The organism is Oerskovia sp. PE-21s (assembly GCF_056158145.1).
The window spans coordinates 104,918-124,092 of sequence record NZ_JBUXJM010000009.1; the positions used below are offsets into that span (position 1 = coordinate 104,918).

The window sequence follows — 19,175 nt, forward strand, 5'->3', positions numbered from 1 at the left end:
CTCGCACCCGGCGGCGGGGGTGGGCAACGGAATAAACGACGCTCCCCGGCAGCGCTCCCCGGGAGCCGGCCGGAGTGTGGGCGTCAGCCTCCGAACGAGGACACGAGCAGCGTGTACGTGCCGCTCGTGTCGAGGCCCATCTGGGTCAGCAGCGACCACACGACGCCCGCGACGGCGTACGCGGTGACCGGGATCAGGAAGAGCCACTCGCGCACGGACCCGGCGTTGCCCAGGACGGGCAGCGCGAAGTTGCCGCCCGGGCGCCAGATGTCGTTGAGCACGTTGGTCCTGCGCACCCAGCGCGGCGCCTTGAACGTGATCGGCCACAGCAGCGGGCACCCGCCGGTGGTCATGACGTCGCCGACGATGTGGACCGTGACGCCGAGCCCGACCGCGACGGGGAGCCAGTTCCACTCCTCGGGGGCCAGGAGCGCGACGAGGAGCGCGATCGTGATCGACCCGATCCACGGTCCGAGCTTGCCGCCGCGCGTGAGCTTGAGGGCCTTGAGCGCGAACGCGACGAGCAGGATCGCGACGACGCCCGCCCCGACGGCGACGGTCCCGAACGTGTCCGACTCGTACGTCACGAGACCCGCGAGCCACGCGAGCGCGGTGAAGACCGCGATCCCGAGGATCGAGTGCGTCCCGCGGCGGTGCCCGCCGGAGATGGTCTCGACCAGGTTGGCGACCCCCTCGGAGACGGGCGGCAGCGAGTGCGCGATGGTGCCCGAGTGGTGGTCGGCGTCGGGCAGCAGGGCCGCGCCGGCGCACACGATCGCACCCGTGATCACGCCCACGTCCGAGACGGGGTAGATACCGAGCGTGTACGGGGCGGTCGAGGTGACCGCCACCCATGCGGCCGCGCCGCAGGCGGCGTGGTGGCCACCCATCATGATGCGTTCGTCCCGTCGGTCGTGTTCGTCCAGCAAGTGTGGTTCGCGCGGTCTGTCCGCGCGACAGCACACCCTACCCGTCAGGGACCGACACCCGACCTCACGTCTTGTCGGACCCTGGCGTCTACAGTGCATGAGACACCACGACGAGCAGGCGACGACCAGGACGGGAGGCAGCGCCGTGTCGGATCTGCTGGACCGGCCCGAGGAGCCCGGGAGCCCCGCGTCCGAGCCAGGTACCCCCACGACCCAGGCCGGCCGGACGGTGCATCACGCGGTCTTCGACTCGCCCGTGGGCGAGCTCACCGCGGTCGGCACGGCCGACGGGCTGCGCGCGCTGTACTTCGACGCCCACAAGCGCCGCCCCACGGGCGAGACCTTCGGCGAGCGCGACGACGACGCGTTCGAGGAGGTCCGCGTCCAGGTCGGCGAGTACTTCGCGGGGACGCGGCGCGACTTCGACCTGGACCTGGCCCCGGTCGGGGACGGCTTCCAGAAGAAGGTCTGGGCGTTGCTCGCCCAGATCCCGTACGGCGAGACGCGGACCTATGGCGACCTCGCGGTCGCGCTCGGCGACCGGAACCTGGCCCGCGCGGTCGGCGCGGCCAACGGCCAGAACCCGCTGAGCATCGTCGTGCCCTGCCACCGCGTCGTCGGGGCCGACGGCTCCCTGACGGGGTACGCGGGCGGGCTCGAGCGCAAGCGGTTCCTCCTGGCCCTCGAGGAGTCCGACGAGACGCGCGCGAGCAGGCTCTTCTGATGGTCGCCGTCGTGCGGCGGGGACCTCACGTTCCGCACGTCCGGGCCGTCTACCCGACGTGAAGCCCTTCGAACGCGTCGTCGCCGAGCACGGCGCCACGGTCCTGCGGGTGTGCCGCGCGGTCCTCGGCCCCGTGGACGCCGAGGACGCGTGGTCCGAGACCTTCCTGTCGGCCCTCCAGGCGTACCCGCGCCTCGACGAGGGGGCCAACGTCGAGGCCTGGCTCGTGACGATCGCGCACCGCAAGGCGATCGACGTCACCCGCGTCCGTGCCCGGGCCCCGATCGCGGTGCCCGACGTCGCCGGGCTCACCCACGAGCCCAGCCGCGACGGCCTCCCCGAACGGGGCGTCGAGCAGCGCGACGACGACCTGTGGCGGGCGCTCGCGGCCCTGCCGCCCAAGCAGCGCCAGGCCGTGGCCTACCACCACGTCGCGGGGCTGCCCTACCAGGAGGTCGCCGCGATCCTCGGCGGCAGCGCCGAGGCCGCGCGCCGCGCCGCCTCGGACGGCATGGCGACGCTGCGGCGCACCTACCCGCCCGCCGGCCCCTCGGCCGCGCGCGCTCCCTCTGTTCGCGCCTCGAAAGGAAGTGCCTCATGAGCGACACCTCGTTCGACGACGTCGCCTTCCTCGCGACCCTCGGTACCGCTCTCGACTCCCAGGCCACGCTCTCGCGGCTGCACGACCGTCTCTCGACGGACGCAGCGTCGTCGGGCCTGCTGGACGTCGCCTACCGCACGCTCGACACCCCCGTGGGGACGCTGCTGCTCGCCGCGACCGACGCGGGCGTCGTGCGTATCGCGTTCGACGTCGAGGGGCACGACGCCGTCCTCGACCGCATCGCCCGCACCGTGAGCCCGCGCGTCCTGCGCGCCCCCGGGCGCCTCGACCGGCTCGCGACCGAGATCGACGAGTACTTCGCGGGCGAGCGCCGCGCGTTCGACCTGCCGCTCGACCTGACCATGGCCTCGGGGCCCTTCCGGCGCGAGGTCCTGACCCACCTGCGGGACATCGGCTACGGCCGCACCGCGTCCTACGCCCAGGTCGCGGCCGCCGCGGGCAGCCCGCGGGCCGTGCGGGCCGTGGGCACCGCGTGCGCCAAGAACCCGCTGCCGCTCGTGGTGCCGTGCCACCGGGTCGTGCGCTCGGACGGCACGAGCGGCAGCTACGCGGGCGGCGCCGAGGCCAAGCGCCTGCTGCTCGCCCTGGAGCGAGCCGCATGACCACCCTGCCCGACGGCGTCGCGACCGCCCCGGAGGCCGCCGCGCCCGAGGCGGGCGCCTGGTCGCGGCACGTGCCCGTGGTGCTGCCCTTCGACACGGCCTCGGCCCTCGCCACGCTCGTCGCGCACGCCGTGCCGGGCGTCGACCGGGTCGACCGCTCCGGCGTCGGACGGGGGGAGGTGACCCGCCTCGTCGAGACGGCCTCGGGCGCGGCGGCCGTGACGGTGCGGCTGGCGCCCGAGGAGGTCGAGGTGCGAGGGAGCGGCCCGGACGCGGACGAGACCTGCGCCCTGGTCGCCCGGTGGTTCGACACCGACGCCGACCTCGCGACCGTGCACGCCGTGCTCGGGACCGACCCCGTGCTGGCCCCGCTGCTCGCCGCCCGCCCCGGCCTGCGGGTCGTCGGGCACCCGTCCGGGTTCGAGGCCGCGGTCACGACGGTCCTGGGACAACAGGTCTCGCTCGCCGCGTGCCGGACCTTCGCGGGGCGGCTCGCGGCCGCGTACGGACGCCCGGCAGCTCGTGCCGATGAGGAGGGCCTGCGGCTCTTCCCCGACCCGGGGACGCTCGCGGGCGCGCAGGCGGCCGACCTGCAGTCCGCCGTCGGGATCACGGGCGCCCGGACCCGCACGCTGCTCGCGCTCGCCACGGCCTGCGCGGACGGGCTGACGCTCGGGCCGGGCACGGCAGGCGACCCGGCGGCGCTCGCGGACACGCGCGCCCGGCTGCTGGCCCTGCCGGGGATCGGGCCCTGGACCGTCGACTACCTGTCGGTCAAGGTGCTGGGGGACCGCGACGGGTTCGTGCCCGGGGACCTCGTGCTGCGCAAGGCCCTGGGTGGGATCGACGCGCGCGCCGCGGCCGCGGCGGCGCAGGCGTGGTCCCCCGTGCGGGCGTACGCGCTGTTCCACCTCTGGACGCACACGGCCTACTGACGTCCCGTGCGGACGGCGCGATACTGGACGAAGGACCACCGACCGGAAGGGAAGCCCCATGAGCACGGTGACGGCAGGGACGAACGGCACGGGCACCACGAGCGTGACGAGCACCTCGGGTGCCTCGGGCGCCTCGGGCACGGACCCCGACGACGTGCGCGACCAGATCGAGGCCGGCGTCCTGTTCGCCAACGGTCGCCTCGCGGGGCGTCGCTTCGCCTCGCTCGCCGAGGCCCAGGCTTGGGCGCACCCCGAGCTCGGCGACCAGGTCGTCGAGTTCAACCCGGTGTGCGACTGCTCGGTCTGACGCCTCGCTCCGCCCGGCCCGAATCCGCCGGGCGACCTAGGGTGGGAGCGTGACCCGCGAGAGCGCGCCCGACGCCGCCCGCAGCGCCGCTGCGCGCGCCCGCGCGCCCGCGAGCCCTCCCGCCGAGGCCGTCGCTGTCGAGCCCGCCGACGTAGCCCTCGGTCGGACCGGTCCGCCTGGCCCTCGCGGCCTGCGGCACCGGCTCGTCGAGCTGGGCGACGGGTTCTTCTTCGTCTTCGCGGGCCTCGCCTCCGTGTGGCTCGCGTGGCTCGTGCTGAGCGAGTCGATCCACCTCGGCTGGTTCGCGATCCTCTACGTCGTCGCCGTGTGGCTCGTCATCGCCTACCTCGCCCTGCCGCGGCTGCACCGGATCCTCACGACGCTCTACGTGCCCGAGTACTTCATCGGCCGCACCCGCACCGCCAACGGGTTGCTGGGCGACCCGGTCAACCTCGCGCTGCTGGGGGAGGAGGCGCAGGTCCGGGCCGCGATGGAGGCCGCAGGGTGGACGCTCGCCGACGACGTCACGCTCGCCTCGGGCGGACGCATCGTCGCGGCCACGCTCGGCCGGCGCAGTTACGACCAGGCGCCCGTGAGTCCCCTGTTCCTGTTCGGGCGCCAGCAGGACTTCGCGTTCCAGCAGGAGGTCGAGGGGAACCCGTCGCGCCGCCACCACATCAGGTTCTGGCGCTGCCCGCCGGGCTGGCCGCTCCCGGGCGGACGTCGCGTCGACTGGCTCGCGGCCGGGACGTACGACCGGTCGGTGGGCTTCTCCCTGTTCACGCTCCAGGTGACGCACAAGATCGAGGCCGACACCGACGAGGAGCGCGACCACGTCGTGGCGACGCTGCTCGGGGCCGACGTCGGCGTCGAGGTCGAGGTCATCGAGGACTTCTCGACCGGGTACCACGCACGCAACGGCGGCGGCGACGCGATCCGCACCGACGGCGACCTCCCCGTCGCGGACGTCCGGGGCGTCGCGGTCCCGGCGACGTCCGCAGCGGGACCCGACGGTGCGAACGCCCCCACCGAGCGCCCGGCGCGCCGACCCGCGGCCACCACGGTCGGTGCGCTGCTCGTCGTGCTGGGGGTCGTGGCCGACCTGGTCTGGCTCGCGAACCTCGCGCTGCACTGGGACCAGACGCTGCGCTCGCTCTTCCTGGGCGGCAGCGTGACCCAGGCCGACATCGACGAGGCGTCCGGCCCGCTGCTGGTCCTGGTGGTGGTGCTGCTCTCGCTCGTCGCGCTGTTCCAGCTCTTCCTGGCCTGGCGCGTCTTCAGCGGCCGCAACTGGGCGCGGGACCTCGTCATGGTGCTCGCCGCGATCAGCACGACGTCGTCGTTCGTGGGGTGGGCCGTGTCCGGGAACCAGATCACGCTGAGCACCACGCTGCTCACCGTGGCGCTCGACATCCTGATGCTGCTCACGCTCTCGAGCCGGGACGCCGCGGCGTACGCGCGGGACGCACGTGCCGAGCGCCGGCTCCGGCGTGAGCGGCGCCGTGCCGGAGGGCGCGGCTAGCCGAAGTTCGGGTCGCCGTTGATGTTGAACGTGTCGGCGACCCACGGGAAGACCCAGGTGAACAGGACGGCCACGACCGCCGCCACCAGGACGAGCGACTGCAGCACCTGCCAGAAGCGGTTGCCCGGCAGGTGCCGGAAGATCCACCCGTACATCACTGCACCCCCGGGTCGTTGAGGACTTGCTCGGGCATACCGTCGGCGCGGTCCATCCAGCCGACGAACGTCGCGTAGGTGATCCACCGGTGGGAGTTGCCGAACTCCCCGAGCGTGGGGGAGTGGCACGTCGTGAGGGTCAGGATCCGCTCGGTCGGCTCGACGCCCGGCTGGTTGGGCACGGGGGCGAGGACCTCGACCTGGCTCGGCAGGACGATCTCGTGGCTCGTGACCTCGTACACGTACCAGGTCGTCGCGGTCTCGACGATGACCTGGTCACCCTCGACGAGCTCGTTGACGAACCGGAACGAGTTGCCGTACGTGCGTCGGTGCCCGGCGAGCGCGAAGTTGCCGACCTCACCGACCTGCTGGGTCTGCACGTAGTGCCCCGCGACGGCCTTGTTCAGCAGCGCGGTCGTGGTGCCCTGGACGATCGGCATGGTGTTGTCGGTCTTGCCGTACCAGGTGGGGACGATGAGCGCGCCGATCGTCTCGCCCTCGGCGACCGCCTCGGGGACCGGCGGGGCGTCGGTGCGCAGCTCGGCGGCGACCTCCGGAGCCGGCGGAAGCGTCTCCTGGAACTCAGTCATGATGGTCGACGCCGCCTGGCTCGACTGGACCGTGGTCCACCACAGCTGCCACACCACGAACAGGCCGACGACGATGCCGAGCGTGATCAGCAGCTCGCCCAGCACGCCGAACGTCGTGGAGACGGCGCCACCACCCGAGCGGCCGCGCGTGCGATGGCTGGTGTGCCTCACGAACCCTCTTCTCCCGATCGAGCCACGGCGACCCTGTCGGATCGACTCCACAGCCTAGTCGGTCGGGCCGCTCCCGGAGGCGCGCGCGGGAGGGGGAGTCGGGGCAGCAACAACGAAGCGGACCAGGTCTCCCTGGTCCGCTTCGCGGTTCGCTGTCTCAACGAGTGTCCGGAGGGGGACTTGAACCCCCACGCCCGATAAAGGGCACTAGCACCTCAAGCTAGCGCGTCTGCCATTCCGCCACCCGGACGGGTGTCCTGCTGCCGGTGTCGCCACCGGGTCTCGCACAACGAAGCGGACCTGGTTTCCCTGGTCCGCTTCGCGGTTCGCTGTCTCAACGAGTGTCCGGAGGGGGACTTGAACCCCCACGCCCGATAAAGGGCACTAGCACCTCAAGCTAGCGCGTCTGCCATTCCGCCACCCGGACAGGTGTCATGTCCCGGCGTTCCCGCCGGGGGCCTTGCGGGGAAAAACATAACACGTTTCAGGCACCGAGCGTGCATCCGGCCCGTGGGGCAGACTGGGGAGCGTCCCTGGACCCGTCGCACCGGTCGGTGCAGGTCAGGGGCGGTTTCACCGTCGGACCGACAGCGGATGGGGTGCTCGTGGCTGAGGACAAGGACGCAGGACCGGACGGCGCCGCGGCGCCGAGCTCAGGGAGCGGGGCCGACCGCCCGGCGGCGTCCGTCAAGCACCTGGCCGGGCTGAGCCCTGCGGCCAAGAAGGTCGCGGGCGCGCGCCGCAACCCGTCGGTCGTGGGCGTCGACGACTCGGTGCCGGCCTGGTTGCGGACGAGCGCGGGCTGGTCGTGGCGGATCCTGCTGCTGGTGGCGGCGGTCGGCCTGGTCTTCTTCGCGACGTCCCAGGTGCAGATCGTCTTCATCGCGGTCTTCCTGGCCCTCGTCATCACCTCGGTCCTCAATCCCGTGACCGACTGGTACGCCAAGATCATGCCTCGGGGGCTCGCGACGGGCCTCGCGCTCCTGTCGGCCTTCCTGGTGCTCGGCGGGCTGCTGACGTACGTCGTCACGTCGGTCGCGGGCCAGTGGGAGAGCCTCGCGGGGCAGTTCAACACCGGCATCGAGAAGATCTTCGACTTCCTGGAGAACGGGCCGCTGCCCGTGACGATCACCCCGCAGGACATCGAGACCTGGATCGAGAACGCCCGCACGTGGATCACCGAGCACGGCGGCGACATCGCGAGCCAGGCCGCGGCGAGCGCGGGCTCGGTCTTCGAGGCGTTCGCGGTCCTCGCCCTCGCGATCTTCTGCACGGTCTTCTTCCTGGCCCGCGGCAAGGACATGTGGACCTGGTTCCTCAACCAGCTCCCGGCCCGGTCCCGGGAGACCTGGACGTTCGCCGGGGGAGCGGGCTGGTACACGTTCTCCGGGTACGCCCGCGGCACCGTCATCATCGCCCTCGCCGACGGGATCCTCGCGGCGATCGTCCTGGTCGTCCTCGGGGTGCCGCTCGCGGCGCCGCTCGCGGTCCTGGTGTTCATCGGTGCGTTCATCCCGCTCATCGGCGCCCCCGCCGCGATGGTCATCGCGATGGTCGTCGCGCTGGCGGCGAACGGCATCGTCAACGCGGCGCTGGTCGGCATCTTCATCGCCCTCATCGGCCAGTTCGAGGGACACATCCTGCAGCCCCTGGTGATGGGCAAGCAGGTCTCGCTGCACCCCGTGGTGGTCGCGCTCGCGGTCACGTCCGGGACGTTCATCGCGGGCATCCTCGGGGCCGTGGTGTCCGTGCCGCTCGTCGCGGTCGCGTGGGCCGTGTTCAGCAGGCTGCGCCGCAAGGACCCGCCCATGGAGAAGGAGATCCCCACGGCCAAGGAGATCGCGCTCTCCGGCAAGGAACGCTCCTCGAACGGCTCGAACGGCTCGAACGGCAAGGGGAGCGACAAGGAGGCGACGGCCGACGCCTGAGGCGGGCGTCGTCGTCGGGCAGGAGGACGGCCCGACGACGCCGCTCGCCTCCCGTGGCCGGCGCCCGCGCGACAGCACCAGGACGAGCGGCGCAAATCGCTCGCCGCTCCGGCCGGCGGCCTGCCACAGTTCTCGCCGTGAGCACGAACACCACGAAGAACGCGGCGACCCGCCTGACCCCGACCCTGTGGAGCTGGGCCTCGATCCTCGACGACGGCGCCCGCGAGCAGGCCGAGCGCACGTCGACCATGCCCTTCGTCCACCCGCACCTCGCCCTCATGCCGGACGCCCACCTGGGCCTCGGCGCGACCGTCGGCTCCGTGATCCCCACGCTGCGCTCGATCATCCCCGCCGCTGTCGGCGTCGACATCGGTTGCGGCATGGTCGCCGTCCGGACCCAGTACACGGCCGCCGACGTCGCGGGGCCCGCGCTGCGCGACCTGCGGCTCGCGATCGAGAAGGCCGTGCCGACGAGCGCTGGCTCCTACAACCAGCGCCTGACCGACACGGCGACGGCTCGCGTCGCCGAGCTCGAGGCGCTCGCGGACACGGCCGGGTTCGACCCCGCGCGGTACGCCGGGAACTGGCGCCTGCAGCTCGGTTCGCTGGGGTCCGGGAACCACTTCATCGAGGTCAGCCTCGACGAGGAGGACCGGGTCTGGTTCTTCCTGCACTCGGGGTCGCGCGGCGTGGGCAACAAGATCGCGCAGCACCACATCGCGGTCGCGCGCGAGCTCATGACCCGGTACTGGATCGACCTGCCGGACAAGGACCTCGCATACCTCGTCGAGGGCACCGACGAGTTCTGGGCGTACATCCGCGAGCTGCGGTGGGCCCAGCACTTCGCGCTGCTCAACCGCGAGGAGATGATGGACCGCGTCGTGGCCGCGTTCGACGCCTGGTCGGGGCTCGCCCCGGTCACCGAGGCCGAGCGCATCAACTGCCACCACAACTTCACCGAGCGCGAGCACCACTTCTCGAAGGACGTGTGGGTCTCGCGCAAGGGCGCGATCCGTGCCCGCGAGGGTGACCCGGGGCTCATCCCGGGGTCCATGGGCACCGCGTCGTACGTCGTCGTGGGCAAGGGGCACCCGCTCGCGCTCGACTCCGCGCCGCACGGGGCGGGGCGCGAGTACTCGCGGAGCAAGGCGCGCAAGACGTTCACGCACGACCAGCTCCGCGAGGCCATGGCCGGGATCGAGTACCGCGACACCGACGCGTTCATCGACGAGATCCCGGCCGCCTACAAGTCGATCGACCGGGTCATGCAGGACGCGGCGGACCTCGTCGAGGTCCGCCACACGCTGCGGCAGATCGTCAACGTCAAGGGCGACTGACCTGTCGCCCTGGGGTGCCGAGAACGGGGTTGAGGTCGTCTCCGGGTCGGAAACGGCCTCAACCGTTCTCGGCACCGGGACCTGGCCCGACGGCGGAGCGCACCATCCGACGGGTGGTGCGCTTCCGGGCGCTCGACGCGCGCGATCGGTGTGCACGCGACACGCTGACGGCATGAAGATCGGGATACCTGCCGAGGTCAAGAACAACGAGTTCCGCGTCGCGCTGACCCCCGCGGGCGCCCATCACCTGGTCGCGGCGGGGCACGAGGTCCTGGTCCAGGCGGGGGCCGGGACAGGCTCGGCCATCTCCGACGAGGACTTCACGTTCGCGGGCGCGCAGGTCCTGGGCACGCCCGAGGAGGTCTGGGGGCGCGCCGAGCTCGTCTGCAAGGTCAAGGAACCCGTGCCGAGCGAGTACCCGTTGCTGCGCGACGACCTGCTGCTGTTCGCCTACCTCCACCTGGCCGCCGATCCCCTCGGCACGGCCGCGCTGCTCGACGCCGGGACCACCGCGGTCGCCTACGAGACCGCCCAGGCGCCCGACGGTTCCCTCCCGCTCCTCGCGCCCATGAGCGAGGTGGCCGGGCGCATGGCGACCCAGGTCGGGGCCTACCACCTCATGCGACCCGCGGGCGGGTCGGGCGTGCTGCTCGGCGGCGTCCCCGGCAGCAGGCCGGGACGCGTCGTGATCCTCGGTGGCGGGACCGCCGGCCGGCACGCGGCCGAGATCGCCGTCGGGATGCGCGCCGAGGTCACGATCCTCGACCTGTCGCTGCCCGTGCTGCGCGCGCTCGACCAGGAGTTCGCGGGCCACGTGCGGACCGTCGCGTCGAGCGCGTACGCGATCGAGCAGGAGGTGCTCACAGCCGACCTGGTGATCGGTGCGGTGCTCGTCGCGGGGGCCAGGGCGCCGCGCCTCGTCACGAACGACCTCGTGTCCCGCATGAAGCCCGGGTCGGTCCTCGTCGACATCGCCGTCGACCAGGGCGGGTGTTTCGAGGACACCCGCCCCACCACGCACGACGAGCCCACCTTCCGGGTGCACGGCTCGACGTTCTACTGCGTCGCGAACATGCCCGGAGCGGTGCCCGTGACGAGCACGCACGCCCTGACGAGCGCGACCCTGCCCTACCTCGCGCAGCTCGCGGACGGCGGGACGAGCGCGCTGCGCAGCGTCCCGCTGTTGCGCAACGGGCTGACGACCGTGTCCAGGACCCTGGTCAACGAGCAGGTGGGTGCCGCGCTCGGCCTGTCCTGGACGCGCGCCGAGGACGTCCTGGGGGACTAGCGCCGGTCGCTTCCCGAAATGCCCTGTCGGCCCCCATGGCGTGGTGGCATGCTGTCCGGATGGAACCTTTCGTCCTCGCCAACGAACGCGTCCACCTCGCCATGCCCACCGCGACGGACGTCGACCGCATCACCGAGCTCTGCCAGGGAGCGGAGATCGCCGCGTGGACCACCGTGCCCAGCCCGTACACGCGCGCCGACGCAGCGTCCTTCATCGAGGAGATCGTGCCCGAGGCATGGCGCACGGGGCGGGGGAGCACGTGGGCGATCCGCCGCCCGGACGCCCCGGACGCTCCCGTCCTGGGCATGGTCGGGATCACCCTGGACCCCGCGCCCACGCGCGAACGATCGGCCGAGATCGGGTACTGGCTCGCGCCCGAGGCGCGGGGCGAGGGACTCATGTCGGAGGCCGCCCGCCTCGTGGTCGACTGGGCGTTCGACCCCGAGGGCCTGGGGCTCTCGCGCATCGTCTGGACCGCGTACACCGGCAACTGGGCCTCGCGCCGCGTCGCGTGGCGGCTCGGTTTCCGGGTCGAGGGCACGGTGCGGGGCTTCGGCATCCAGCGGGGCGCACGTCGGGACGCGTGGATCGGGACGTTGCTCGCCGGCGACCCGCGCGAACCGGTCGAGCCGTGGCCGTCCGCCGAGGCAGGGGACCACGTGGGCCAGACGCGGGCACGCTGACCTCGCCGGGAATGATGTCGTGAGCCGGGCGCCCGCCGGGTGAAGATAGGACGCATGACGAGCACCCTCGACCCGGCCAACCCGTTCGCCGCGGTGTCCACCCTCCCGTACCAGCTCCCCGACTTCACGACGATCCGCGAGGAGCACTACCTCCCCGCCCTCCGCGCCGGCATGGAGGCCGAGCGCGCGGAGGTCGAGGAGATCGTCACCAACCCCGAGGCGCCCACGGTCGCCAACACGCTCGAGGCCCTCGAGTCCGCGGGCCAGCTCCTGACCCGCGCGGTCACGGTCTTCTACAACGTCGCGAGCGCCGACTCGACGCCGGGACTCGAGGACATCGAGGAGACCGTCGCGCCCGAGCTGTCGGCGCACCACGACGCGATCTACATGGACGCACGTCTCTACGGGCGCGTCCGCGCCCTCCAGGACGCCGTCGACGCCGGTGAGCTCACGCTCGAGGCGGACACGGCCTGGCTCCTGCACACGCTGCTGGTCGACTTCCGCCGCTCGGGCATCGAGCTCGACGCCGCCGACCAGGACCGCCTGCGCGAGCTCAACGGGAAGCTGACCTCGCTCGAGGCCGCGTTCGGTCGCAAGCTGCTCGCGGGCGCCAACGCCGCGAGCGTCCTGGTCGACGACGCCGCCGAGCTCGAGGGCCTGCCCGAGGACGCGATCGCGGCCGCGGCCGCCGCGGCCGCGACGCGCGGTCACGAGGGCAAGTACCTCCTGGAGATGCAGCTGCCTACGCAGCAGGGCGTCATCGCATCGCTCGCTCGCCGCGAGACCCGCGAGCGCGTCCAGCAGGCGTCCATGACGCGTGGTGCCACGGCCGACGACAACGACACGCGCCAGATCGTGCTCGACCTCGCGCGCCTGCGCGCCGAGCACGCGCGGCTCCTCGGGTACGACCACCACGCGTCGTACATCGCCGAGGACGCGACGGCCAAGACGACCGACGCCGTCAACGCGATGCTCTCGCGCCTCGCGCCTGCCGCGGTCGCGAACGCCCGCCGTGAGGCCGGGGACCTCGAGGTCGCGCTCGCCCGCGAGGCCGGCGACGACGCCGAGCTGCGCGCCTCGGACTGGGCGTACCTCGCCGAGCAGGTCCGCAAGGAGCGCTACTCGCTCGACGACGCCGCGCTGCGTCCCTACCTCGAGCTCGACCGGGTCGTGACCGACGGCGTGTTCAAGGCCGCGAACCTGCTCTACGGCATCTCGTTCGCCGAGCGCACCGACCTCGTGGGCTACCACCCCGACGTCCGCGTGTTCGAGGTCTTCGACGGCCCGGTCGGAGAGCGCGACCAAGGCCTCGGGCTGTTCCTCGCCGACTTCTACACGCGCGAGTCCAAGCGGGGCGGAGCGTGGATGAACAACCTCGTCGACCAGAACCACCTGCTCGACCAGCCGCCCGTCGTCGTGAACAACCTCAACATCGTCAAGCCCCCGGCGGGCGAGCCGACGCTGCTCGTGTGGGACGAGGTCATCACGCTCTTCCACGAGTTCGGCCACGCGCTGCACGGCCTGTTCTCGGACGTGCGCTACCCGTCGCAGTCGGGCACCGAGGTGCCTCGCGACTTCGTGGAGTACCCCTCGCAGGTCAACGAGATGTGGGCCTGGGAGCCCACGATCCTCACGTCCTACGCGGTCCACCACGTCACGGGCGAGCCCATGCCTGCCGCGTGGGTGGAGACCATGCTCGCCTCGCGCCTGTTCAACGAGGGCTTCGGGACGACCGAGTACCTCGCGGCCGCGCTGCTCGACCAGGCCTGGCACCAGCTCGCCCCCGAGCAGGTCCCCACGACCGTCGACGAGGTCCTGCCGTTCGAGGCCGCGGCGCTCGACGCGGCCGGGGTCGCCTTCGCTCCCGTGCCGCCCCGCTACCGCACGACGTACTTCAACCACGTGTTCGGAGGTGGCTACTCGGCCGGCTACTACTCCTACATCTGGTCCGAGGTCCTCGACGCCGACACCGTGACCTGGTTCGAGGAGAACGGTGGCCTGAACCGGGCCAACGGCGACGCGTTCCGCAAGAAGCTGCTCGCACGCGGCGGCTCGGTCGACCCCATGGTCGCGTTCGCGGACCTGCGTGGCCGCGACCCGGAGATCGCGCCGCTCCTGACGCGTCGCGGGCTCGACGCGTAGTCCCCGCTCCATCGCGCTCCCGAGCGCCGAGGTGGCCCCCGGTCGACCTCGGCGCTCGGCCGTCCGCGCCAGGGTCGGTTCAGGGGCCAGGTGGGGGACACCCCCGATGTGCCCGACGGCCGGCCCTGCCTAGCCTGGGGTGAGCCGCACCGGGCGTCCGCACGACAGCGACCCGCTCACCGCGGCACCACAGCCACCTTGGGAGCATCGCACCGACATGACCGCCACCCCCGACGACGACGCCGTCGCCTCTGCGACCACCGCCGAGGCGGACGGTCCCGTCGGGCCTGTGCCCCGCCGTCGGCGCCGCTGGGTGGTCGTCGTGGGGGTGCTCGTCGCCCTCGTCGCCGGTGGGATCGCCGGCGGCGTCGCCGTGGCCTTCTCGCGCGGTGCGACCTCGACGGCCGGCGAGGTCGAGTTCACACGGCCCCTCGCGATCCCGCCGCTCGCGACCTCGACCGTAGAGGACGGGGTCCGGGTCTTCACGCTCGACCTGCAAGAGGGCGAGACGGACCTGGGCCAGGGCGGTCCCACCCCGACCCTCGGCGTCAACGGCTCGTTCCTGGGCCCGACGGTGCGCGCGGCGCGCGGCGAGCAGGTCCGGATCGACGTCACGAACTCGATGGCCGAGACCAGCACGCTGCACTGGCACGGCATGAAGCTGCCCGCGGTCATGGACGGCGGCCCGCACCAGCAGGTCGAACCGGGGCAGACGTGGTCCCCGACCTGGACTATCGACCAGCCCGCCGCGACGCTCTGGTACCACCCGCACCTGCACGGACGAACCGCCGACCACGTGTACCGCGGTCTGGCCGGGCTCTTCCTGCTCGACGAGCCCGCGGGGTCGCCCGAGGCCGCGGTCCAGGACGCCCTGCCGCACGAGTACGGCGTCGACGACGTCCCGCTGGTCGTGCAGGACAAGAAGTTCCACGCCGACGGCCGGCTCGACGACGCCGACCCGTTCCTGTCGAGCACGGGGGTGCGCGGTGCGGTCGTCCTGGTGAACGGCACCGCGAACCCCTTCCTCGACGTCACGACCGAGCGGATCCGGCTGCGGATCCTCAACGGGTCGAACGCGCGGGTCTACGACTTCGGGTTCGACGACGGTCGCGACTTCCAGGTCGTCGGCTCGGACGGGGGTCTCCTCGACGCCCCCGTCACGAGCGACCGTCTCCAGCTCTCCCCGGGGGACCGCGCCGAGGTCGTGGTCGAGGTCTCGCCGGGAGAGCGGGCCGTGCTGCGCAGCTTCCCGCAGACGCTCGGCGTGAACCCGTTCACCGCGCGGTTCTCGGGCGGCGACGACACGCTCGACGTCCTCGAGCTGCGGGCCGCAGCCGAGCTGGCACCGTCGGCCCCCGTGCCGGCCGTGCTGGGGGTCCTGCCCGTCGCGGACGAGGACGCCTCGACCGTCACGCGCCGCTTCGAGCTCTCGGGAACCTCGATCAACGACCAGGACATGGACCTTCGCCGCATCGACGAGGTCGTCGACGCCGGCGCGACCGAGGTCTGGGAGGTCACGGGACTCGACGACACCCCGCACAACTTCCACGTCCACGACGCGCAGTTCCAGGTGCTCGACGTCTCGGGAGCCCCTCCGCCCCTCGAGCTCCAGGGCTGGCAGGACACCGTCTACGTCCGCCCGGGCAAGGTCACCCGGCTCCTGGTCACGTTCGGCGCGACCCCCGACGCCGACAGCCCCTACATGTTCCACTGCCACCTGCTCCGCCACGAGGACCAGGGGATGATGGGGCAGTTCGTGGTCGTCGACCCCTCGGCAGTCGCGGGTACGGCGGGACGCCCCGCCCCGGGCGACCTGCTGCCCGGGGCGAGCGACGACGTCGGGCACGAGGACGGGCACACGGACGCAGCGCCGCGGGGCGGGAGCGGTCCGCGGCTCCCGGCCCAGGGGAGCGTGGGCCACTCCACCCGCGACCACGGTTGAGGTCCGACCACAGCCCGGTCGGGCGGGTGCCCGCGGGGCGAGACACCCCGGGAATGCCCCGGAGCGTGCCGCGACAGCGGGTACCGTGTGGCCATGACGAGCCACGCCCACCCCGCGAACCCGCCGCAGACCCACCCGACCGCCGAGCAGGAGGTCGCCCGCATCTGCCAGGAGCTGCTGCGCATCGACACCTCCAACTTCGGGGACGGGTCGGGGCCCGGTGAGCGCGCCGCCGCGGAGTACGTCATGGCCTCGCTCCACGAGGTCGGGCTGAGCCCCGAGCTGTTCGAGTCCGCGCCGGGGCGCGCGAGCGTCGTCGTGCGCCTGGCGGGGCAGGACCCCACACGGCCCGCGCTCGTCCTGCACGGGCACCTCGACGTCGTGCCCGCCCAAGCCTCCGACTGGTCGGTCGACCCGTTCGCGGGCGAGGAGAAGGACGGGCTCCTGTGGGGGCGCGGCGCGGTCGACATGAAGGACATGGACGCGATGATCCTCGCGGTCGTGCGCCAGATGGTCCGCGAGGGACGCAAGCCCGCCCGTGACGTCGTCGTCGCGTTCTTCGCCGACGAGGAGGCCGGCGGCACGTACGGCGCGAGCTGGGCCGTCGACCACCGCCCCGAGATCTTCGAGGGTGCGACCGAGGCCATCAGCGAGGTCGGCGGCTTCTCGGTCGACATCGACGGCAAGCGTGCCTACCTCCTCCAGACCGCGGAGAAGGGCATCGCCTGGCTGAAGCTCGTCGCCGACGGCCGTGCCGGGCACGGCTCGCAGGTCAACACCGACAACGCCGTGACGCACCTCGCGGCCGCGGTCGCGCGCATCGGCGCCTACCAGTGGCCCTACACGATCACCCCGACCGTCGACGCGCTGCTGCGCGGCGTCGCCGAGCTCACGGACCTGCCGTACGACCCCCGCGACGAGGCGAGCATCGACGCGCTCGTCGCGGCCCTCGGTCCCGCCTCGCGGTTCGTCGGCGCGACCGTGCGCCACACGTCCAACCCGACCCAGCTCGACGCGGGCTACAAGGCCAACGTGATCCCCGGCCGGGCCGAGGCCGCGATCGACGCGCGCCTGCTGCCGGGCCACGAGGACGAGGGCTTCGCGGTCATCGAGGGCCTCGTGGGCGAGCACGTGCGCATCGAGCCCATCCACCGCGACATCTCGCTCGAGGTGCCCTTCGAGGGCGACCTGGTGGACGCCATGATCGCGTCCCTGCACGCCGAGGACCCCGGCGCGACGGTCCTGCCGTACACGCTCTCCGGTGGCACCGACAACAAGTCGCTCGCGCGCCTGGGCATCACGGGCTACGGCTTCGCCCCGCTCCAGCTTCCCGCGGACCTGGACTTCTCCGGGATGTTCCACGGCGTCGACGAGCGCGTCCCCGTCGAGTCCCTGAAGTTCGGCGTGCGCGTCCTGGACCGGCTCCTGCGGACCTGCTGACCTGGCGCTCGACGCGTCAGAGCGTCGAGCGCACCCGGATGATCTTGCGGCGCAGCCACACGCGGCGCTCGCCGCCCACGTAGAGCCGGGTGCGGTCGAGCTCCCATCGTCCGTACTCGGCCTCCTCCGTCAGGAGGCGGACGGCGTCGTGGCGGCTCACGGACCTGTCGATCGTGAGCACCCGGTACTCGTACTGGCTGCTGGGCTCGGCGCGGGCCACGCGCTGCGGGGGAGGAGTGCTCGCCATGTTCCACCGTCCTCGGGTCGGTCGTGAGCGGGGGAGCCGTGAGCCGTACCTCACTCTCCCGCGCCGGGATTCCGAGTGCCATTGTGCCTCGGGCAGGGCTACCGTCAGGGTATGACCGCTGACCCGCGCGCCGCGCTCGACCGATTCATCGCGGCCCTCGAGGCCCACTACAACGCTGTCGCCGCGCGCCGAGGCGAGGACGATCCCGCGGTCGACGACGCCTACTACGTGCTCGCGGACGCGTACGAGGTGTACGACGAGTCGCTCGCGCAGGTCCACGGCGAGGCCACGCCGTTCTACCTCGCGGAGGACGACGACGAGGACGACGACGACTCGAACGACGACGAGGACGACGAGGACTCGGACGACGAGAGGGACGGGGACCCGGACGACCACCGGCTCGACGAGGAGTTCGACGAGGTCGACCTCCACGACGGCGCCAGCCGCTGACCGGCCCCGACGGGAGGGGCTACCAGCGCTCGGGGTAGCCGAACGAGAGCGCACTGACGTCGTCGAGCGCGTGGTGGACGGCGTCGGGCAGCTCGAGGTCGCTCGCCGCGAGCGAGGCGCGGAGCTGCGACGGGGTCCGCGCCCCGACGATCGCGCTCGAGACGCCGGGGCGCTCCAGGAGCCAGGCCAGGGCGACGTCGAGCGGTGCGCGCCCCAGTCCGTTCGCGGCCGTCACGACGGCCTCGACGATGCCCGACGACGGGCCGTCCAGGTAGGGCTGGACGAACCCGGCCAGGTGCGAGGACGCCCCGCGAGAGTCCGCGGGCAACGAGGTGCGGTACTTGCCCGTGAGCACGCCGCGACCCAGGGGGGACCACGCGAGGACCCCGAAGCCCATCTCGGTCGCGGCGGGCACGACGTCGCGCTCGATCCCGCGCTGCAGCAGCGAGTACTCGAGCTCCACGGCACTGAGCCCGACGTCGCCGCGCGCCTCGAGCGTCGCGGCGGCCCGCGCGGCGGCCCACCCGGGGTGGTTGGACAGACCCACGTAGCGGGCTCGCCCGGTCGTCACGGCCAGGCGCAGGGCCGAGAGCGTCTCGTCGAAAGGCGTCCGGGGGTCCGGGGTGTGCACCAGGAACAGGTCCACGTGATCCGTCCCGAGGCGCGCGAGCGAGGCGTCGAGCGAGTCGAGGAGCGCGCCCCGGGACGCGTCGACGGTGTTGCCGTCCGCGGTCGTGCGGATCCCGGCCTTGGTGCACAGCAGCACGTCGCCCCGGTCGACCTTGCCCGCCGCGAGCAGCGAGCCGATCATCGACTCGCTCGCGCCCCCGCCGTACGAGGCCGCGGTGTCCACCAGGTTGCCGCCTGCGTCGACGAAGTCCCGGAGCTGCTCGGCCGCATCGATCTCGTCGGTGTCCCGACCCCACGCCATGGTCCCGAGACCCAGCGGCGAGACGCGAAGGCCGGTGCGGCCGAGCTGACGAAGTTCCATGCGCGGCAGGTTACCGGCGAAGAGGTCGCGATGCCCGGAGACAGGGCGCTGCCGGGAGGGTGAGGTCCGTCGCTCTGGCCCGCGCGCGCGGGTCTCAGGTGACCGGTCGGTGTCTTGCGCGGGGCCGTGGGGTGTCCACCGGACGACGCTCCGGCAACGCGTTCCCCGAT

The 19,175-nt window shown here is 72.7% G+C and carries 19 protein-coding genes and 2 tRNA genes; 14 read left to right on the forward strand and 7 right to left on the reverse strand.

Going from position 1 to position 19,175, the window contains the following annotated elements; translation table 11 throughout:
* Positions 1–83: 83 nt before the first annotated feature.
* On the reverse strand, positions 84–893 hold the full coding sequence (locus tag ACZDYF_RS16630; RefSeq protein ID WP_475059835.1) for a metal-dependent hydrolase: 810 nt from the start codon (positions 891–893) through the stop codon (positions 84–86).
* Positions 894–1,026: 133 nt separating this feature from the next.
* On the opposite strand from ACZDYF_RS16630, the gene ACZDYF_RS16635 reads away from it, so the two are divergent.
* The 6 genes from ACZDYF_RS16635 to ACZDYF_RS16660 are packed head-to-tail and all read left to right on the forward strand — an operon-like array spanning position 1,027 to position 5,641.
* A complete protein-coding gene (locus ACZDYF_RS16635; RefSeq protein ID WP_475059838.1) occupies positions 1,027–1,653 on the forward strand; it encodes a methylated-DNA--[protein]-cysteine S-methyltransferase in 627 nt (208 codons plus the stop codon).
* A 58-nt stretch (positions 1,654–1,711) separates the two neighbouring features.
* Positions 1,712–2,254, forward strand: coding sequence for an RNA polymerase sigma factor (locus ACZDYF_RS16640; protein ID WP_475059844.1), 543 nt, complete (start codon positions 1,712–1,714; stop codon positions 2,252–2,254).
* Entirely contained in the window at positions 2,251–2,877 is a 627-nt protein-coding gene (locus tag ACZDYF_RS16645; protein ID WP_475059847.1) for a methylated-DNA--[protein]-cysteine S-methyltransferase, read from the forward strand. Before ACZDYF_RS16640 ends, ACZDYF_RS16645 begins: the two co-directional genes overlap by 4 nt.
* A complete protein-coding gene (locus ACZDYF_RS16650; protein WP_475059852.1) occupies positions 2,874–3,812 on the forward strand; it encodes a DNA-3-methyladenine glycosylase family protein in 939 nt (312 codons plus the stop codon). Before ACZDYF_RS16645 ends, ACZDYF_RS16650 begins: the two co-directional genes overlap by 4 nt.
* A gap of 58 nt (positions 3,813–3,870) precedes the next feature.
* On the forward strand, positions 3,871–4,119 hold the full coding sequence (locus ACZDYF_RS16655; protein WP_400274997.1) for a hypothetical protein: 249 nt from the start codon (positions 3,871–3,873) through the stop codon (positions 4,117–4,119).
* 49 nt (positions 4,120–4,168) lie between these two features.
* Complete coding sequence (locus ACZDYF_RS16660; protein ID WP_475059855.1) at positions 4,169–5,641, forward strand: LssY C-terminal domain-containing protein; 1,473 nt, start codon at positions 4,169–4,171, stop codon at positions 5,639–5,641.
* Here ACZDYF_RS16660 and ACZDYF_RS16665 read toward each other — a convergent pair.
* From ACZDYF_RS16665 to ACZDYF_RS16680, 4 genes are all read right to left on the reverse strand, one after another.
* Positions 5,638–5,796, reverse strand: a complete 159-nt coding sequence (locus ACZDYF_RS16665; RefSeq protein WP_475059857.1) for a hypothetical protein — start codon at positions 5,794–5,796, stop codon at positions 5,638–5,640. The two genes, ACZDYF_RS16660 and ACZDYF_RS16665, sit on opposite strands and share 4 nt — an antisense overlap.
* A complete protein-coding gene (locus tag ACZDYF_RS16670) occupies positions 5,796–6,557 on the reverse strand; it encodes a class E sortase (protein ID WP_204808750.1) in 762 nt (253 codons plus the stop codon). The genes ACZDYF_RS16665 and ACZDYF_RS16670 overlap by 1 nt, the downstream gene beginning before the upstream one ends.
* Before the next feature lie 165 nt (positions 6,558–6,722).
* A tRNA-Leu gene (locus ACZDYF_RS16675) sits at positions 6,723–6,807 on the reverse strand.
* A 92-nt stretch (positions 6,808–6,899) separates the two neighbouring features.
* Positions 6,900–6,984 (reverse strand) — tRNA-Leu (locus ACZDYF_RS16680).
* 277 nt (positions 6,985–7,261) lie between these two features.
* Between ACZDYF_RS16680 and ACZDYF_RS16685 the strand changes: the two genes are divergently transcribed.
* The 7 genes from ACZDYF_RS16685 to ACZDYF_RS16715 all read left to right on the forward strand — a co-directional run bounded on the left by ACZDYF_RS16685 (position 7,262) and on the right by ACZDYF_RS16715 (position 17,317).
* Positions 7,262–8,485: an AI-2E family transporter gene (locus tag ACZDYF_RS16685; RefSeq protein ID WP_475060020.1), complete on the forward strand. Its 1,224-nt coding sequence runs from the start codon at positions 7,262–7,264 to the stop codon at positions 8,483–8,485.
* A 137-nt stretch (positions 8,486–8,622) separates the two neighbouring features.
* Positions 8,623–9,822, forward strand: a complete 1,200-nt coding sequence (locus tag ACZDYF_RS16690; protein WP_475059862.1) for an RtcB family protein — start codon at positions 8,623–8,625, stop codon at positions 9,820–9,822.
* 172 nt (positions 9,823–9,994) lie between these two features.
* On the forward strand, positions 9,995–11,110 hold the full coding sequence (gene ald / locus ACZDYF_RS16695) for an alanine dehydrogenase (RefSeq protein WP_475059865.1): 1,116 nt from the start codon (positions 9,995–9,997) through the stop codon (positions 11,108–11,110).
* A 59-nt stretch (positions 11,111–11,169) separates the two neighbouring features.
* The gene (locus tag ACZDYF_RS16700; RefSeq protein WP_475059870.1) at positions 11,170–11,793 is read left to right on the forward strand and encodes a GNAT family N-acetyltransferase; all 624 of its coding nucleotides are present in this window, start codon (positions 11,170–11,172) and stop codon (positions 11,791–11,793) included.
* A gap of 54 nt (positions 11,794–11,847) precedes the next feature.
* On the forward strand, positions 11,848–13,935 hold the full coding sequence (locus ACZDYF_RS16705) for a M3 family metallopeptidase (RefSeq protein WP_475059875.1): 2,088 nt from the start codon (positions 11,848–11,850) through the stop codon (positions 13,933–13,935).
* Positions 13,936–14,152: 217 nt separating this feature from the next.
* Positions 14,153–15,877, forward strand: coding sequence for a multicopper oxidase family protein (locus tag ACZDYF_RS16710; protein WP_475059878.1), 1,725 nt, complete (start codon positions 14,153–14,155; stop codon positions 15,875–15,877).
* A 93-nt stretch (positions 15,878–15,970) separates the two neighbouring features.
* On the forward strand, positions 15,971–17,317 hold the full coding sequence (locus ACZDYF_RS16715; protein WP_475059882.1) for a M20/M25/M40 family metallo-hydrolase: 1,347 nt from the start codon (positions 15,971–15,973) through the stop codon (positions 17,315–17,317).
* 16 nt (positions 17,318–17,333) lie between these two features.
* Here ACZDYF_RS16715 and ACZDYF_RS16720 read toward each other — a convergent pair whose 3' ends face one another.
* A complete protein-coding gene (locus ACZDYF_RS16720; protein WP_191791306.1) occupies positions 17,334–17,564 on the reverse strand; it encodes a DUF5703 family protein in 231 nt (76 codons plus the stop codon).
* A gap of 111 nt (positions 17,565–17,675) precedes the next feature.
* Here ACZDYF_RS16720 and ACZDYF_RS16725 point away from each other — a divergent pair, with 111 nt between their 5' ends.
* Positions 17,676–18,014 (forward strand): primosomal protein, encoded by a 339-nt coding sequence (locus tag ACZDYF_RS16725; protein WP_475059885.1) that lies wholly within the window; start codon positions 17,676–17,678, stop codon positions 18,012–18,014.
* 19 nt (positions 18,015–18,033) lie between these two features.
* Here ACZDYF_RS16725 and ACZDYF_RS16730 read toward each other — a convergent pair whose 3' ends face one another.
* The gene (locus ACZDYF_RS16730) at positions 18,034–19,005 is read right to left on the reverse strand and encodes an aldo/keto reductase (RefSeq protein ID WP_475059890.1); all 972 of its coding nucleotides are present in this window, start codon (positions 19,003–19,005) and stop codon (positions 18,034–18,036) included.
* Positions 19,006–19,175: the final 170 nt, after the last annotated feature.

Coding starts and splice junctions, on each gene's coding strand:
- ACZDYF_RS16705 (WP_475059875.1), top strand. CDS start 11,848: ATGACGAGCACCCTCGACCCGGCCAACCCGTTCGCCGCGGTGTCCACC.
- ACZDYF_RS16635 (WP_475059838.1), top strand. CDS start 1,027: ATGAGACACCACGACGAGCAGGCGACGACCAGGACGGGAGGCAGCGCC.
- ACZDYF_RS16700 (WP_475059870.1), top strand. CDS start 11,170: ATGGAACCTTTCGTCCTCGCCAACGAACGCGTCCACCTCGCCATGCCC.
- ACZDYF_RS16710 (WP_475059878.1), top strand. CDS start 14,153: ATGACCGCCACCCCCGACGACGACGCCGTCGCCTCTGCGACCACCGCC.
- ACZDYF_RS16720 (WP_191791306.1), bottom strand. CDS start 17,564: ATGGCGAGCACTCCTCCCCCGCAGCGCGTGGCCCGCGCCGAGCCCAGC.
- ACZDYF_RS16715 (WP_475059882.1), top strand. CDS start 15,971: ATGACGAGCCACGCCCACCCCGCGAACCCGCCGCAGACCCACCCGACC.
- ACZDYF_RS16645 (WP_475059847.1), top strand. CDS start 2,251: ATGAGCGACACCTCGTTCGACGACGTCGCCTTCCTCGCGACCCTCGGT.
- ACZDYF_RS16665 (WP_475059857.1), bottom strand. CDS start 5,796: ATGTACGGGTGGATCTTCCGGCACCTGCCGGGCAACCGCTTCTGGCAG.
- ACZDYF_RS16730 (WP_475059890.1), bottom strand. CDS start 19,005: ATGGAACTTCGTCAGCTCGGCCGCACCGGCCTTCGCGTCTCGCCGCTG.
- ACZDYF_RS16630 (WP_475059835.1), bottom strand. CDS start 893: ATGATGGGTGGCCACCACGCCGCCTGCGGCGCGGCCGCATGGGTGGCG.
- ACZDYF_RS16650 (WP_475059852.1), top strand. CDS start 2,874: ATGACCACCCTGCCCGACGGCGTCGCGACCGCCCCGGAGGCCGCCGCG.
- ACZDYF_RS16655 (WP_400274997.1), top strand. CDS start 3,871: ATGAGCACGGTGACGGCAGGGACGAACGGCACGGGCACCACGAGCGTG.
- ACZDYF_RS16725 (WP_475059885.1), top strand. CDS start 17,676: ATGACCGCTGACCCGCGCGCCGCGCTCGACCGATTCATCGCGGCCCTC.
- ald (WP_475059865.1), top strand. CDS start 9,995: ATGAAGATCGGGATACCTGCCGAGGTCAAGAACAACGAGTTCCGCGTC.